This is a genomic window from Acinetobacter sp. ANC 4805 (genome assembly GCF_022549495.1).
In the GTDB taxonomy this organism is placed as follows: domain Bacteria; phylum Pseudomonadota; class Gammaproteobacteria; order Pseudomonadales; family Moraxellaceae; genus Acinetobacter.
In genome coordinates this window covers 154,035-170,672 of the sequence record NZ_JAKZGD010000001.1, presented here as the reverse complement: position 1 = coordinate 170,672, position 16,638 = coordinate 154,035, and the positions used below count along the sequence as shown (strand labels likewise).

12 protein-coding genes and 1 pseudogene are annotated in these 16,638 nt (G+C 39.1%); 6 read left to right on the top strand and 7 right to left on the bottom strand.

Features of this window, described 5'->3' with window-relative positions; translation table 11 throughout:
• Positions 1–54: 54 nt before the first annotated feature.
• From MMP60_RS00780 to MMP60_RS00770, 3 genes are all read right to left on the bottom strand, one after another.
• Positions 55–408, bottom strand: coding sequence for a DUF1304 domain-containing protein (locus MMP60_RS00780; RefSeq protein WP_241334543.1), 354 nt, complete (start codon positions 406–408; stop codon positions 55–57).
• A 69-nt stretch (positions 409–477) separates the two neighbouring features.
• Positions 478–1,455 (bottom strand): zinc-binding dehydrogenase, encoded by a 978-nt coding sequence (locus tag MMP60_RS00775; RefSeq protein WP_241334542.1) that lies wholly within the window; start codon positions 1,453–1,455, stop codon positions 478–480.
• A gap of 3 nt (positions 1,456–1,458) precedes the next feature.
• The gene (locus tag MMP60_RS00770; protein WP_046739998.1) at positions 1,459–2,061 is read right to left on the bottom strand and encodes a TetR/AcrR family transcriptional regulator; all 603 of its coding nucleotides are present in this window, start codon (positions 2,059–2,061) and stop codon (positions 1,459–1,461) included.
• A 370-nt stretch (positions 2,062–2,431) separates the two neighbouring features.
• Here MMP60_RS00770 and uvrA point away from each other — a divergent pair, with 370 nt between their 5' ends.
• Complete coding sequence (uvrA, locus tag MMP60_RS00765; protein WP_241334541.1) at positions 2,432–5,263, top strand: excinuclease ABC subunit UvrA; 2,832 nt, start codon at positions 2,432–2,434, stop codon at positions 5,261–5,263.
• 60 nt (positions 5,264–5,323) lie between these two features.
• A complete protein-coding gene (locus tag MMP60_RS00760; protein ID WP_241334540.1) occupies positions 5,324–6,583 on the top strand; it encodes a hypothetical protein in 1,260 nt (419 codons plus the stop codon).
• A gap of 68 nt (positions 6,584–6,651) precedes the next feature.
• Here MMP60_RS00760 and MMP60_RS00755 read toward each other — a convergent pair whose 3' ends face one another.
• Complete coding sequence (locus MMP60_RS00755) at positions 6,652–8,373, bottom strand: GGDEF domain-containing protein (protein ID WP_241334539.1); 1,722 nt, start codon at positions 8,371–8,373, stop codon at positions 6,652–6,654.
• A 1,053-nt stretch (positions 8,374–9,426) separates the two neighbouring features.
• Between MMP60_RS00755 and omp33-36 the strand changes: the two genes are divergently transcribed.
• The gene (omp33-36, locus tag MMP60_RS00750) at positions 9,427–10,323 is read left to right on the top strand and encodes a porin Omp33-36 (RefSeq protein ID WP_347005391.1); all 897 of its coding nucleotides are present in this window, start codon (positions 9,427–9,429) and stop codon (positions 10,321–10,323) included.
• A gap of 122 nt (positions 10,324–10,445) precedes the next feature.
• On the opposite strand, the gene MMP60_RS00745 is transcribed toward omp33-36, so the two are convergent.
• Positions 10,446–11,096: a response regulator transcription factor gene (locus MMP60_RS00745; RefSeq protein WP_018679402.1), complete on the bottom strand. Its 651-nt coding sequence runs from the start codon at positions 11,094–11,096 to the stop codon at positions 10,446–10,448.
• A gap of 352 nt (positions 11,097–11,448) precedes the next feature.
• On the opposite strand from MMP60_RS00745, the gene msuE reads away from it, so the two are divergent.
• Positions 11,449–12,189, top strand: a complete 741-nt coding sequence (msuE, locus tag MMP60_RS00740) for an FMN reductase (RefSeq protein ID WP_241334537.1) — start codon at positions 11,449–11,451, stop codon at positions 12,187–12,189.
• A gap of 26 nt (positions 12,190–12,215) precedes the next feature.
• Positions 12,216–13,324: pseudogene (sfnG, locus tag MMP60_RS00735) on the top strand (dimethylsulfone monooxygenase SfnG).
• Positions 13,325–13,403: 79 nt separating this feature from the next.
• Here sfnG and MMP60_RS00730 read toward each other — a convergent pair.
• Positions 13,404–13,817, bottom strand: a complete 414-nt coding sequence (locus MMP60_RS00730; RefSeq protein ID WP_087537033.1) for an AsnC family transcriptional regulator — start codon at positions 13,815–13,817, stop codon at positions 13,404–13,406.
• Between the two features lie 105 nt (positions 13,818–13,922).
• On the opposite strand from MMP60_RS00730, the gene MMP60_RS00725 reads away from it, so the two are divergent.
• A complete protein-coding gene (locus MMP60_RS00725) occupies positions 13,923–14,465 on the top strand; it encodes a cysteine hydrolase family protein (protein ID WP_241334819.1) in 543 nt (180 codons plus the stop codon).
• A gap of 55 nt (positions 14,466–14,520) precedes the next feature.
• Here MMP60_RS00725 and acs read toward each other — a convergent pair whose 3' ends face one another.
• The gene (gene acs / locus MMP60_RS00720) at positions 14,521–16,464 is read right to left on the bottom strand and encodes an acetate--CoA ligase (RefSeq protein ID WP_241334536.1); all 1,944 of its coding nucleotides are present in this window, start codon (positions 16,462–16,464) and stop codon (positions 14,521–14,523) included.
• Positions 16,465–16,638 lie beyond the last annotated feature (174 nt).

The following is a 16,638-nucleotide window of genomic DNA, read 5'->3' as shown; positions in this document are numbered from 1 at the left end:
TCTCAAACTGGTTGCATTAAAACATAAACTCGCTCGAGTGAATACCTTTATTGCTTAAAAAAAGTGAACCGCGATTAAAGCAATCAATGCAGGTACAGCTTGGATATAAATAATTTTCTTACTGGCAGTCAATCCACCATAAATTCCTGCAACCAACACACAGCCTAAAAAGAAATTCGCCAAAGCTACGGCATACGTTGCAGGAGCAAGTAGCGACCAAAATAAACCTGCTGCAAGAAAACCATTATACAAGCCTTGGTTCTGCGCTAAAACTTTCGTGAGTTGGGCTTTTTCCAAGCTATTACCAAAAGCCTTTAAACCATAAGGTTTGTCCCACAAAAACATTTCTAGTACTAAAATATAAACATGTAATACAGCAATCAAGCCGATGAGCAGTTGTCCAATCATGCTATTTTCCTTTTTATTGTGCCTAAATTTGAACAGACCAGCCATGCGACTGATCTGCTATTTTTCCAATTATGGTTTTAACAAGACCTTACCTTGACGCGCACCTTGAGTTGCTTTGAGTGCAGCCGTTTTAATCTCATCAAAACTAAACACACCTTCAACAGGTAGAACCAGTTTTTTCTGGGTCGCAAGTGTAAGTAGCTCGACAAATAACACTTTTTTACGCTCTGTTGGCATTTCTTTATTGACCACACTCGCCCAAAAGCCTTTGACTGTTGCCTGTTTGAAGATCAGGTCGCCTGATGAAATCTGCATGGTTTCACCTGTCATGCTACCAAATGAAACTAACAAACTATTTTCACTCAGTAGATTTAACATTTCGCCACTTGCCGTACCACCGATTGAATCCACGCCTGCGATTAAGGGCTGATCAGCATGAATGGCTTTGACTTGTTGCTTCCAATCCACTTGATCCGTGGCAACCACATGTTGAATACCTAAAGCTCGCATCTCGGCAATTGCATCTGTACGACGCACGAGATTAATGACTTGCAGACCACGTGCCTGAGCAATCATGGCTACTGTTTTACCGACTGCACCATTTGCGGTGTTTTGAATCAGCCATTGATCTGTTTGAACATTGACGAAGTCTAATAACATCAAGGCACTAATCGGCATCCCAATCAATTGCGCTGCTGTTTCATCATTAATCGCATCATTTAAAGGAATCATACTGTGTGCAGGTGCAATAAAATATTCTGCCCAACTGCCATGCACACCAGCAACCGCAATACGTTGTCCTAATTTGCTTTGATCAACACCTTCACCCACAGCGTCGACAATACCTACCGCTTCACTACCGCCAATTGCAGGTAAAGTTGGCTTATAGCCATAACTCCCCCGCACCGTCCACACATCGTGATTATGGATTGGGGACATAATCGTTTTAATACGGACTTCACCTGCTTTAGGCTCAGGTTTCGGCATATCACCGAATTCTAAAACATCTACAGGTTCGCCAAATTGTTGATGGATAATACTTTGCATGATTTATTCCTGTATTGGTTGTAACAGCTGTTTGGTGGTTTCTAAAGCCAGATGTAGCGGTGCTTTGTCTTGTGCCAATTTGGTCATCAAAGCAGCCCCTAACCAAAGCTGATACATCACTTGAGCTGTTTTAAATGGATCAAGATGTGTTGGAATCGAACCTTGCTGCTGCCCTTCTTGCAATAACAGCGCCACGCGTTGCGTGAGTCGATGCACACCTAAATTTAAAATCTGGCGCATGTCTTCTGATAAATCAGAGACTTCAGCCGCGAGTTTGACAATTAAGCAGTTTTCTGCCCAACTGCCATAAATTGGATCGTCAATCCATGCCTGCCACAAAGCCATCAAACGTGCATACGCACTTTGTTCAGTGTGCTGCCAGAGCTGTTCGACTCGTACTTTGTAATCCGCCATATACTGTTCTAATAGGGCACAACCAAATGCCTCTTTAGATGCAAAGTAGTGATAGAACGAACCTTTTGGCACGTCACAGGCTTTTAAAATTTCTTGTAAGCCAACTCCCACAAAACCTTTACGCAATACCAATTCAAAACTGGTATCCAAAATGTGTTGTCGAGTTGCTTCACTCTTTATTGATCGTTTCATAAGCACACTATAAATTAATATTAGACCAGTCGTCTAGTAAAATTATGTATTTCTTCTCATCGAGAGTTTTGCAGTGGAAATCTGCAACAATGAATGATAAAAATACAACTCGGTTAAGTCGAGATAAATACTGATCTTATCGTTGAACCGTCACAATTTGTCGTTTTAAATATTTTTATACCACTTGAACAATTTTAAGACGCTATCATATATAAGACCTGTTCAACAGTAAGATGCTGCCCAGAAATTATTTTAAATTGATGTGTACTGAATCTTTGCACCATTACATTGAAATTAAATAATTGATGATGGATTGCACCCATGTTCAACCTGTTTTGACCTTCTATTTGCATACTACTGAGATGTTTTCATGAGCCAAAGTCATATCCGTATTCGAGGCGCACGTACCCATAATTTAAAAAATGTGTCACTCGATATTCCACGTGACAAATTTGTGGTGATTACAGGGCTTTCAGGTTCAGGAAAATCATCGCTCGCATTTGATACCTTATATGCCGAAGGTCAACGCCGTTATGTCGAATCACTTTCAGCCTACGCACGTCAATTCCTTTCACAAATGGAAAAGCCTGAAGTTGATTCGATTGAAGGTTTATCGCCTGCGATTGCAATTGAGCAAAAATCAACCAGCCACAATCCACGTTCAACCGTCGGTACAATTACCGAAATCTATGACTATTTACGTTTGCTCTATGCTCGTGTTGGTACACCCTATTGCCCTGAACATGATCTACCGATGGTGGCACAAACCATTTCAGAAATGGTTGATGCAGTAAAAGGACTGGAAGAAGGCACAGCACTGATGCTACTTGCACCTGTGGTGCGCGAGCGTAAGGGTGAATACACTCAACTATTTGAACAACTCCAAGGACAAGGTTTTGTCCGCGCCCGTGTCGATGGTGAAATCATTGATATTGATACCCCACCTGAATTAGACAAAAAGAAAAAACACACCATTGAAGTGGTGGTTGATCGCTTTAAAGTACGTGATGATTTGGGCAACCGTATTGCAGAATCTTTTGAAACTGCATTACGTCTAGGCGGTGATATTGCGGTCTTATCGTGGATGAACGGCGAGCATCCTGAACGTGTTTTCTCAGCAAAACACTCATGCCCTGAATGTGACCGCGCCGTAGCTGAACTTGAACCACGCTTATTCTCATTTAATAATCCATTTGGTGCTTGCCCTGTCTGTGATGGTTTGGGAACTCGTAGTCATTTCAGTGCAGAAAAACTAATTCCAAATCCAGAGGTTTCAATCAGCCAAGGGGCAATTCGTGGTTGGGACAGACAACGTCCTTATTACTACACCATGCTGCAAAAAGTAGCGGATCATTTCAGTATTGATCTCGATCAGCCTTGGAATACACTCGATAAAGACACCCAAAAGAAATTTTTACAAGGGACAGGCAAAGAGAAAATCGACCTCAGTTATATTGATGAACGTGGTCGTAAACACAGTCGTGTACAAGCCTTTGAAGGAATCTTGCCGCACTTAGAACGCCGTTATCGTGAAACTGAATCGAATTATGTACGTGATGATCTAGCGCAGTATTTATCCAATGCAGCCTGTGATGCCTGTGACGGTTCACGTCTGAATGAGATTTCACGCCATGTTCGGGTTAAAGACAAGACCATCGCACAAATTACCAAGATGTCGATTGGTGATGCTGAAAATTACTATCAAGACCTCAATCTTGAAGGTGCCAAAGGTGAAATCGCCGATAAAATCTTTAAAGAGATTCGTGAGCGTTTACACTTCTTGGTCAGTGTTGGGCTCAATTATCTAAGTCTTGCACGTTCGGCTGAAACGCTTTCAGGTGGTGAAGCACAACGTATTCGTCTTGCTTCTCAGATTGGTGCAGGCTTAATGGGCGTGATGTATGTACTGGATGAGCCATCCATTGGTCTACATCAACGTGACAATGATCGTCTACTGCAAACCTTGATTCGCTTACGTGATCTCGGCAATACCGTACTTGTGGTTGAGCATGATGAAGATGCAATTCGTGCTGCGGATCATATTATTGATATTGGTCCTGGTGCAGGTATTCACGGTGGTGCAATTATTGCCGAAGGCACTTATGACGAACTTGCGAATCATGCTGACTCACTCACTGGTCAATATCTCTCAGGCAAATTGAAGATTGAAGTACCGAAACAGCGTACGCTATCCCCTCGTCCAAATGAAGTGATCAAGCTTTCTGGGGCAAGCGGACATAACTTACAAAATGTCGATTTAACCATTCCTCTCGGCATTATGACCTGTGTGACTGGGGTTTCAGGTTCGGGTAAATCAACGCTGATTAATCGTACCTTATTGCCTTTGGCTGCGACTCAACTCAATGGTGCAACCACGCTGACTGCAGAGAAATTTGATTCGATTGATGGTTTACAGCATCTCGATAAAGTGGTTGATATTGATCAGAGTCCCATTGGTCGTACCCCACGTTCAAATCCTGCTACGTATACAGGTTTATTTACCCCAATTCGTGAATTATTTGCGCAAACGCCTGAAGCCAAAGCACGTGGTTATAGTGCAGGTCGTTTCTCGTTTAACGTGAAAGGCGGACGTTGTGAAGCTTGTGAAGGCGATGGCATGATCAAAGTCGCGATGCACTTCCTGCCTGATATGTATGTGCCTTGTGATGCCTGTCATGGCAAGCGTTATAACCGTGAAACTTTAGAAGTGGGTTATAAAGGCAAGAACATTTCAGACGTGTTAGAAATGACCGTTGAAGATGCAGCTGAATTCTTTAGTGCCATTCCGGTGATTCATCGTCGTTTAGATACGTTAATGCAAGTGGGTTTGGGTTATATCCGTTTAGGTCAAGCCGCAACCACACTTTCAGGTGGTGAGGCGCAACGGGTTAAATTAGCACGTGAGTTAGCAAAACGAGATACAGGCAAAACCTTGTATATTTTGGATGAACCAACCACAGGTTTACATTTCCATGATATCGCCAAGTTACTCGATATTTTGTATGAGCTACGCAATAAGGGGAATACCATTGTGGTCATTGAGCATAATTTGGATGTGATCAAAACTGCCGATTGGGTAATTGACCTTGGTCCTGAAGGTGGTTCTGGTGGTGGTCAAATTATTGCAGAAGGTACACCTGAACAAGTCGCTGAGGTTGAGATTTCACATACAGGGCGTTTCTTAAAGCCGATGCTTAAATAAAATACAATTCATTGTAATTTCATGATAAAACGGTGATTCATTCTCCGTTTTATCATTTTTATGCCTAAAAAAATTAAAGATAATCAATCTATCAAGCCATTAGTTGATTTACTTAAAGTAGGTCAAGTAAGTTTTAAAGTATTAGATAAATTTCCTGCTATTTATAAGCTCAATCCAAAGATTAAACTAATAAAAGAAGAGTTTTTAAAAATTCAAGAGATGAGCAATATTTTAGACTTACCAGACCAATTTAATGAACTCTTCTCTAAGCATGGCTGGATTTGTTATAGTGCTTTAAGTCAAAATATTTTAGAAGAAGCTGTAAAACTTGGAACAGAAAACAAAATTGATGAAGCTAAAAGGCTTTTAATAGATTCAATTGATGAAAATCATATAAACTTAATATTATTAAAATGTCAAAGCCGTGAACATTTTAAATTAAGAGTAGATCTACTTACGTTATTAAAAACAGACTATTTGGAAGAACGATACCACTCGTGTATTCCTCTACTATTGGCTCTTATAGATGGTCTAGCCAATGATATTTCAAATCACATAGGCTTCTTTACTGAAAAATCTGAATTTGAGCTTTTCGATAGTATTACAGCTCATTCTAGTGGACTACCATTTCTTAAAACGATTATGAATTCATCACGCAAAGCTACATGTATTGAGGAAATTACAATTCCTTATCGTAATGGTATTCTGCATGGCCGAGATCTAAATTTCGCTAACAAAGAAGTCGCTTCCAAATGTTGGTGGGCATTAGCTGCTCTTATCGATTGGGCAGATGAAAGAAGTATTAAAAAACACAAAAATGAAGAGCCATTCTTAGAAACACTAAAAAAATACAGTGAGACGATTAAAATTCAACAAAAAATTAATTTATGGCAAAAACGCCCTAGCCAAAGTTTCATTTTTTGGCAAAATCAGACAACTGAAACATTAGAAGAAAGTAGTCCTGAGTATAAACTCCTGGAATTTTTACAATCTTGGAAAGAGCAACAATGGGGAAAGTTAACACCGTCCTTGCTTCATACAATAGGTGAACATCATGGAAAAGCGACAACACATATTAAAACGGACTATTCAACCATGAAGTTATTAAATTTTCATATTATTAGTTCTAGTGATCAAACACCCTCAAGTACTGTTATAAAAACTCATCTTCATTACATCAACAATGGCGAAAGCTTTACTAAAGAAGTTTCTATTTCTCTAAACTATGCTAATCAGGATAACGGTCTACCTGAACTTAGAAATGAACCAAAAGGTAAATGGTTTATTTTACAAAACTCATTAAGCCAACTCTTATTCTAGAAAGCTCTTTTGAACCAATATCTCTAGGCGAGGAGTTAATAAAATTTGCTAATTAGGCAAATTTCATTTTACCCCTCCACCACATTTTTTCCCTTCGCCTTCGCTTTTAACAACGACTGATCTGCTTTTTCTAGCAGCTCTAACCAGCTCTCCGCCCCAATCGCCACCCCAATACTGACCGAAACCTGAATCAACTCACCGACACTAGAAATAATAATATTTTGTTTTAAGATGCCTGAACGAATACTTTCAGCAATTGCTTTTGCGGCATTCATTTCAATACTTTCAATGACCACCAAAAATTCATCACCACCATAACGTACGATCAAATCAGATGCTCTTACATTATGTCTCAGTTGATCAGCAATCATGGTAATCACCTGATCGCCAACGATATGCCCATACTGATCATTTACAAACTTAAAATTATCAATATCAACCACAATCACACAGGTTTCTGATAACCTTTCAGGTTTTGACTCTAATAAATTAATATATTCTTCTAATGCTAACCGATTTGCCACACCTGTGAGTACATCCGAATTCGCAATTTGCTTAAGTTGAGACTCCATCAACTCTCGTTGTTTTAAAATATTTTTTAACTTCTCTATCGCTTCAAAAAGCGAAACAAATTCTTGTCGAGATTGTTTATTAATAGATTGTTCGGTAGAACTATTCGACAGGCTAAGAATCATATTTCTTGCTCTAATTAAAGGCTGAAATACTCGTCTTTTAGCATAGCTCATAGTAAAAATAGCGGTCAGCAAAGAAACAATAGAAATACCAAATGTGAAAATGAACTGTTGCCTTGCTTCTTTATTCTGTTGTTTAACAACTTCAAAACTATAGTCTAAGATATAGTTTTGCAAATCTATTACTGTCGTAAACTTGCCAACCATTCGCTCAGTTAACTGCGTTCCTATAAGCGAATAAGGTTCGGCATTCTTACTTTGATCCAGCAACTCTCCAATCAAAGGTAACCCTTGATCAAGGAACTCCGTTTTGACACGTTCATGCAAATGTATATATTTAGGGGTTTTTGTTTGTTCAGGTTGAAGAGTATCCACCAGTGACCAAAGATATTCTGCTTGATGTTGCGTTTGCAAAGAACGTGCGCGATTTTCATCTGAGATAGACTCCGAAAAAGTAATCGGTGCAATAATATTCGATGCGATGCGCCCTGCCTGATCGCGCATGTCGGTTAAGATTAAAATCGATGTAAAATAATTCGACATATCACTATCTTTGCTGGCTGACTGTGTCATAAGCAATTTCAGAAAATCCCTATTTACATCCCAAACAGCAAACATTGAAAGAATTGCATGATCAAACTTTTGAGAAGTTCGTTGTTGCGATGGCATCTGTATATAGGCATCAACTTCCGTGCGAGCTTGAGCCAATTTTAGCTTTAGATCTGTTTGTAAATGTAAGGCGATTGATTCAAAACCATTCTCCTTTAAAACAGAAATTGTTTGATCAATCTGAGTATCTACAATTTGCCGATGCTCTTCTAATTTCTTTACATTTTTTAGTAAATCGCTAGCTTGACTCGCCATTGCTTGATTAGATGGCGCTCGTTCTTTAGAAATTTGATTCGCTGTTTTAACCAACGTACGTAAACCAATAATTTCAGTTAAAGCTTGTTTTGTTTTTACGTATTCTTGATAAGTGTGAATGATAAGAGGAATAGAAATATATAAAATCGAAAAAATAATAATGACCATACAGAAGAACAAACGACGGCTTGTATGTCCTGAACGTAATTTCGTATGTTTTAGACTACGCTCCATGAACACATCCTGTTAGTTCCCAAAAGCCATCCTGATTGATTTTTAAACAGAAACAATTTTACCTGAATTTTAAATTTAACACCTACTATTAAAAGTAGTTTTTTAGTTTTCATAACATATAAAGCTGAACTAAATTTCCATTTAGTTTTTTTATTTTCAGTTAATCTATTGTTTTATTAAACATAATCTTAAAATGATTAAAATTCAACAGCAGCTTATTACACAATTTATAAATTATAAAAAATTGTTTCATAATTAAAACTCATCTAAATCATAAATAAATATTTCTAGAAATAATGTACGTCTATTTGGTATTTAAAATGAAAATGCATTCCATACTAAGAAATCAGAAAGATTTTTTTATCTATAGAGACCACTTTTTGATGTAAAAACCCAAGCTATCATCACCACAAGTGTTTTATTTTTATAAAAAATCCTTGATATCATATCAACAAAAAAAAAGCTCAACCTTGGGGAAAGTCGAGCTAGTAAAACATCATATATTGAGAAAATGTTAGGAGATACTAAAATGCAAATTAAATACCTCTTGGCTTGCATTATGTGAATTACATCTCAAAATGTAAAGTCGATTAAATAGATTGTATTTAATATAATTATCGTTTTTTTAAATTAAGTAACCATTAAAACTCTAATCTGCTAATTCGATTCTTTATTATGAAATGATATTACTATAATAATATCTCATACCACAATGTAAAAGAGATTTAAATCACATTTTTATAGGTTAATTATTACAGTTTTGCGACAACTATAAACGTAAAAAACGATTAATTCAATCGAATTAAACAATCAACAGCATGTGATTAGAGTGCCTGAAATTGTTCTAATTGAATGAAAAAAACAGATTTATCTCCTTGTTTGATATTAATTTTATGGAAGGTTGACATTTTTAAAAACATTTGCACATTTTTTAACCATATCTCATTTATTGGCTAATCACTTGTCGGAACAGCCAATTTATTACATTGACTTCATATTTTGTTACAATAGAATGAAATCCAACTTTATTCCTTACTGTTAAAGCTGGAAATTATTATGAAAAAACTCGGTTTAGCCACTGCTTTATTATTAGCCATGACCGGTGCTCACGCTTACCAAGTAGAAGTTCAAGGTCAATCTGAATTCCTAGACGCGACTGTAAACGATAAAGATTTTACTGGTGCTGCTCAAGGTACTGTTTACCTTAAAAATGTAGATGCATCTAAAGGTCCTTTAGCCGAAGCTGCTTTCTTAAACCAAGCATCGAATGTATCTGCTGCGTATAGCTTTGCTAAATTAAGTGGTAATGAAATCCCTACGATTAAAAACAATTCATTTGGTGTAAAAGGTGAAGCATATCTTCCAACACCTTACCTTCCAATTTATACAAGTGCTTCATACAGCCACTCTCAAACTAAAGCTGAAGACGAAAAAGACAACGGTGATCGTTATGCATTAGAAGTAGGTGCATTAGTCTCTCCTAATTTCTTAGTTGCAGTAGGTTATACTCGTGTTTCTGACCAAATCTCTTTAGATGCAAACAGTGTTCTTGAAAATGGTGTTTTCCATACTGTTGCAGAATCAGCAACGATTGGCGATAAACAAGATGTTGTAACTGCACGTACTAAATATGTGGGTAACATCGATGGTACCAACATGGCGATCGGTTTTGAAACTGGTCTTGTATATGGTGAAAATAAAGCTTACGGTTTAAAAACTGATCTTTACTTAACACCTAAACTAAGCGTTGGCGCATCTTATGCTGAAGTGAATGCAAGCTCAGACATCAACAGCGATAACTTCTCTCCAATCAAGTCTGCTTGGGGCACAAACGTAAACTACTTCATTACTCCAGCAGTTGCTGTAGGTGCAAGCTACGTAAATGTAAATGCCAAGCTAGTAAATTTAGATGCACAAACGATTGGCGTAAACGCGAAGTTCCGTTTCTAATATTAGATTTGAGTTCAGTCTATCGAACCCAAAATTCATAAGAAAAAACCAGTTCTTTTGAACTGGTTTTTTCTTTGCTGATATTCAATAAAATGAGAACTTAAATTTCTCATTTCAATATCTTACATCTTCTTATCTTCAATGTTTAAAGCACTGATCGCCAATACCGCTTGAGTACGATTTTGTACACCTAATTTACGAAAAATAGCGGTGACATGCGCTTTAATCGTTGCTTCAGAGACATCTAGCTCATAAGCAATCTGCTTATTTAGCAAACCCTCAGCAACCATCATCAATACGCGGAACTGTTGTGGTGTAAGTGATTGTAGACGTTCTGCCAATGCTGTTTCGTCAGCAGCCCTTGGATCAAATCCAGCATGTTTTGGTAAATTCGGTGGTAACCAAATTTCACCCTCTAATACATGTTTAATCGCTTCACCAATATGACTTGGATGTGACGATTTTGGGATATAGCCCATCGCACCATGTGCAATCGCCCGCTGAATGATTGAAACTTCCTCATGTGCCGATACCACAATAATCGGAATCGCTGGATATTGTGCTCGTACATACACCAAAGCAGAAAAACCAGATGCACCTGGTAGATTTAAATCGAGTAAAACTAAATCAGGCTCAGAACCATGTTCCAACTTTTCATAGAACTCATCAACATCCGCAGTTTCCTGAATCTGTGCTTGAGGAATGCTATAACGAACCGCTTGAATCAAAGCATGTCTAAATAAAGGATGGTCGTCTACAATTAAAATATTCATAAGCGCTTAAGCTATCTGCGAGTACGTCACTGTACGGTGTTTATTCAAATTTGATCTATTTTAGCTTATTTTTTAAATAAACTGTTGCTCAAACATCAACTCTTGTTTATTTCATCTAACTGAAAAACAATGCAAATATTGATATAACGCATACACTATAGATCAATTAATAACTACTATACAGAAATACCGAATAGAAACAGAGCATTAAATTCATTTTATTTTTTTAACTTTGGGATAGTTTGAGATATCTATAAAAAAGATAAGCTTGCAGCATTTCCTTATTTTACAGCCTAGACTGTCATGTAGATAAATAGAGCCTAATTCGAAATGATCTTTTTAGGTAATGACCATGTCTCATCATAATACGCTATCAACTCCTCTTAATATTGTTGCTGTTTCTGGTGGTTTAAATAGTCCGTCAAAAACGGAAAGTTTGGTTCAATCCATTATTGATGAACTTTCAGAAGCAATTCATATCAAAATACATTTCATCAAATTAAGTGAAATTGGACCTCTACTTGGCGGAGTGATTTACCGAAATCAGTTACCGCAACGTGTCCAAGATGATCTAGCAGCCGTTGAAGCAGCCGATGCATTGATTGTGGGAACACCTGTTTACCGTGCCTCATTTACAGGCTTATTCAAACATTTTTTTGACTTTGTAGAACAAACAGCTTTGGTCGATGTTCCTGTTTTACTCGCAGCATCTGGCGGTAGTGATCGTCATGCACTTGTCTTAGAACATCAGTTACGCCCATTGTTTAGTTTTTTCCAAGCACAGACACTACCGATCGGCGTCTATGCTACCGATCGAGATTTTACCCCTGAATATACGGTAAAAAGTGAACAACTCTCTGATCGTGTCACCTTAGCTGTCGCACGTGCTTTACCCATTCTAGAATGGGCACCTGCCAAAGGTCAGCGCGCTGCGGTAATTAAAACCAAAACAGAACAAGCCAATCAAAATCTCGGCATCAACAAACAGATTGAACAGGCAGAAGTACTCCCATCGGCAGCTGTACCCGATTTAGATGCTGCTGAATCTCGCTTACATCCTAAACCAACCAAGAATTTAACCAATGTCGCATAAATAATAGTTTGATGGAGGATACAACGATGACAATAACAACATCTGCAATTAAATTTGCCTACTGGGTTCCCAATGTAAGTGGTGGTCTCGTTGTCAGCGATATCGAACAACGTACCGACTGGAGCTATGACTATAACGTGCGACTGGCACAAACCGCAGAACGTAGCGGCTTCGAATATGCACTCACCCAAATCCGTTTTACCGCAGGCTATGGTGCAGAAAACCAACATGAATCAGTCAGTTTTAGCCATGCGCTATTGGCTCAGACTGAAAAACTAAAGGTGATTGCAGCCATTCTACCTGGTCCTTGGAAACCTGTGCTTGCGGCGAAACAGCTAGCAACCATTGACTATCTGACTCAAGGTCGTATCGCCATTAATGTGGTGAGTGGCTGGTTCCGTGGTGAATTTGACGCTATTGGCGAAGTATGGCCTGAACACGATGAACGTTATGTTCGTTCAGAAGAATTTATTCGTACTCTCAAAGGCATCTGGACGACTGACAATTACAGCTTTGGCGGCAAATATATTACCAATTCCAGAATTACACGCTTAAACCAAAACCTTTGCAAAAACCTTATATCGAAGTGTTTCAAGGCGGCAGTTCCCGTGCCGCACGTGATATGGCTGCGCGTGTGTCAGACTGGTATTTTACCAATGGTAATAGTGTCGAAGAAATTAAAAAACAGGTTGATGATGTTCGCAGTAAAGCAAAACTGGGCAATCGACAGATCAAGATTGGCGTGAATGCCTTTATCATCGCGCGTGACACTGAAGAAGAAGCCAAAACCGTATTGAATGACATTATTGCACAAGCCAATGTCGAAGCGGTGAATGCCTTTGGTGATGCGACCCGTGAAGCAGGTGCAGCCGCCCCTGAACGTGCGGGTAATTGGGCAACATCCACCTTTGATGATTTAGTGCAATATAACGATGGTTTTAAAACCAATCTCATCGGTACACCGCAGCAAATTGCGGAACGGATTGTGGACTTAAAAAATGTAGGCGTTGATCTTATTTTATCAGGCTTTCTTCACTTTATTGAGGAAGTTGAATATTTTGGAGAAAAAGTTCTACCGTTAGTCCGTCAACTTGAGCAACAACAGGAACAGCGTCTCGCAGCAAAATCAGCTTAGTTTTCAGTGCTGAATAAGAAGAAAAACAAAAGAAATGGCAAATCTTCCCCCCAAGGCTCGGCTTGGGGCTTTTTTTATTTTAACGGGTCTCAATTTCCCGCATGACCGTTTCAACCGAATATCGGCACCACTGCGACAGTTGCTCAATAAACTCATTTAATTGTGATGGATTAAAATGGCTAACAATCATATAGCAGGCGTTGCCGAGAATTTTAAAACATTCATCCACCTGCTCATATTGTTTGACCAAACGCTCAACCTCAATAAAAGCTTGCTGATCATTCATAAACAGTTGGATGAATTGTTTATGTTCATATTTTATCGCGATGGTGTAATTTTTGATAAAGCCTGCATCCATTAACTGTGCAATACGAGCGCCAACGGCCTGCCCAGTACGGTGCACTCGCTGTCCTATTTCTTTATGGCTTAAACGCGAATCTTGTTTTAGCAATTCAATAATTTTCAGATCAATCGGATCAAGTTCAATATTCATTTTTCATTACGAAAGAAAACCAGCAACAATGCTTTCATCTGAATATAGCGGATTTTTCACACTTCCCCTACTCTTGTTTTATCTTAACGTTGGAAGAAAAAAATGATGAAACAAGCCTTACTGATTATTGATGTCCAAAACGATTATTTTAAAAATGGCAAAATGGAATTGGTCAATCCAGAGCTTGCTCTTGCGCAAACCAATCTATTGGAAGACCATTTTATTCAAAACAATTTACCGATTATTTATATTCAACATATTAACCCTGCCTCTGCCAGTTTCTTTCAGGAAAATACCGTGGGTGTTGAATTACATCCTCAACTTAAAGTCACAGATCAATCAGTGATTGTCGAAAAGCATTTTCCCAATAGCTTTTTGGAAACCAATCTTCAAACCATCCTTGAACAACATCAAGTTGAACAGTTAGTGATCACAGGTATGATGACCCATGTCTGTATTGACTCAGGGACACGTGCAGCCAAAGAACTTGGCTACCAACCCATTGTGATCGCAGATGCCACTGCAACCCGTGATCTTGAACATGATGCTAAGATCGTCAAAGCAGCCGATGTACAAACGGCATTTTTATCTGCACTCGGTTTCTTTGCCACGGTACAAAACACGGCTGATTTTTTAGCACAGAATTAAATCATGCAGAAAAAAAGAGCGTTTGATCGAACGCTCTTTTTAAATTTGAATAGGTTTATCGGTTTGGATAAACCGTGGCAATCAGATGTTCAACCACAGCCGGCTCAGCCAATGTTGAGGTATCGCCTAAGCTATCCAACTCATTTGCCGCAATCTTTCTTAGGATACGACGCATGATTTTACCTGAACGAGTTTTCGGCAAAGCAGGCGCCCAATGCAGTGCATCAGGGGTAGCCACTGGCCCAAGCACTTTACGCACCCAATTGACCAACTCCTTACGCAGCTCTTCCGATTCCGCGACATCAGCTTGTAAAGTGACAAAAGTACAAATGCCCTGACCTTTAATATCATGCGGCATCCCCACCACAGCAGCTTCAGCCACGGCTTCATGTGCGACCAAAGCACTTTCAATCTCAGCTGTGCCTAGACGATGTCCTGAAACGTTCAGTACATCATCAACACGCCCTGTGATCCAATAGTAACCATCAGCATCACGGCGTGCGCCATCACCAGTAAAATAATAATTTTTAAAGGTGGAAAAATACGCTTCGATAAAACGCTCTGGATCACCCCAAATGGTTCGCATTTGTCCCGGCCATGAGTCTTTGATTACTAGATTACCTTCGGCAGCACCATCTAATTCATTCCCTTCGCCATCCACCAATGCAGGCTGTACCCCAAAGAATGGACGTGTTGCTGAACCCGGTTTTAATGCAGTTGCACCCGGTAACGGTGAAATTAAAATTCCACCTGTTTCAGTTTGCCACCATGTATCAACAATTGGGCAACGCCCTTCGCCAACGACTTCGTGATACCAATTCCATGCCTCAGGGTTAATCGGTTCACCGACTGAACCCAGTAAACGTAAGCTACTGCGATCACTTTCACGTACATAAGCATCACCTTCACGCATCATCGCGCGAATTGCAGTTGGTGCCGTATATAGAATGGTAATGTTGTGCTTATCAATCACATGACCAATACGTGCCCATGTTGGGTATTGTGGAATACCCTCAAACATCACGGTAGTGGTGGCATTACTGAGTGGGCCATACAGTAAATAACTATGTCCTGTAATCCAGCCTACATCTGCGGTACACCAATACACATCATCTTCACGTAAATCAAAGACTTCTCTAAACGTGGTGTTGACGTAGACCAGATAACCGCCTGTCGTATGTAATACGCCTTTTGGCTTACCTGTTGAACCAGAAGTATATAAAATGAATAACGGATCTTCTGCTTTCATTGGTTCAGGTGGGCAATGCTCATCCACTTCCATGATTGCAAGGTGATACCAAACATCACGTGGTGCATTAAACTGAATTGGGTTCCCTGTACGATGCACCACAATTACGTTTTCAACACTACTGGTTCCCTCAATTTCGAGTGCAGCATCGACATTTTCTTTCAGTGGAATCAGCTTACCACCACGCATGCCCGCATCCGCAGTAATGACTAATTTTGCCTGACTATCATCAATACGACTTGCCAATGAATCCGGTGAAAAACCACCAAAAACCACACAATGCACCGCACCAATACGGGCACAAGCTAACATGGCAATCGCTGCTTCTGGCACCATTGGCATGTATAGCACTACACGGTCGCCTTTAGTAATGCCTTGTTTTTTTAATACATTCGCAAACCGACAGACTTCATCATGTAGTTCAACAAAAGAAATGATTTTATGGCGTGAGGGGTGATCACCTTCCCAAATAATCGCAGGTTTGAGGGGATTATCTTTTAAATGACGATCTAAACAGTTTGCAGAGACGTTCAATTCCCCATCAGCAAACCATTCAATTTTGAAATGATCTTGATTAAAACTGGTATTTTTAACCTGTGTAAATGGCTTAATCCAGTCAATGTTTTGCGCTTCTGCTGCCCAAAATGCTTCAGGCTGCTCGATTGAATCCTGATAACGTTTGAAATAGTCTGCTTCCGAGGTTCTTGCCATTTCTTTGAATTTATCAGGCACTGGGTAGATTTCTTTCATAGCTCACTTCCTTTGTTTTTTATTTCATACCTTAGATATACACATCTATTTTTCGGGTATGTTTTGTTTTCTCTTGCAGTATGGTCACCATTTACAAGAGCAAACAATGCGGCTTTGGTCGTAAGAATGTTATGTTTTGACGACCAAATTGTTTTCAAAAATTTACTCAAAATA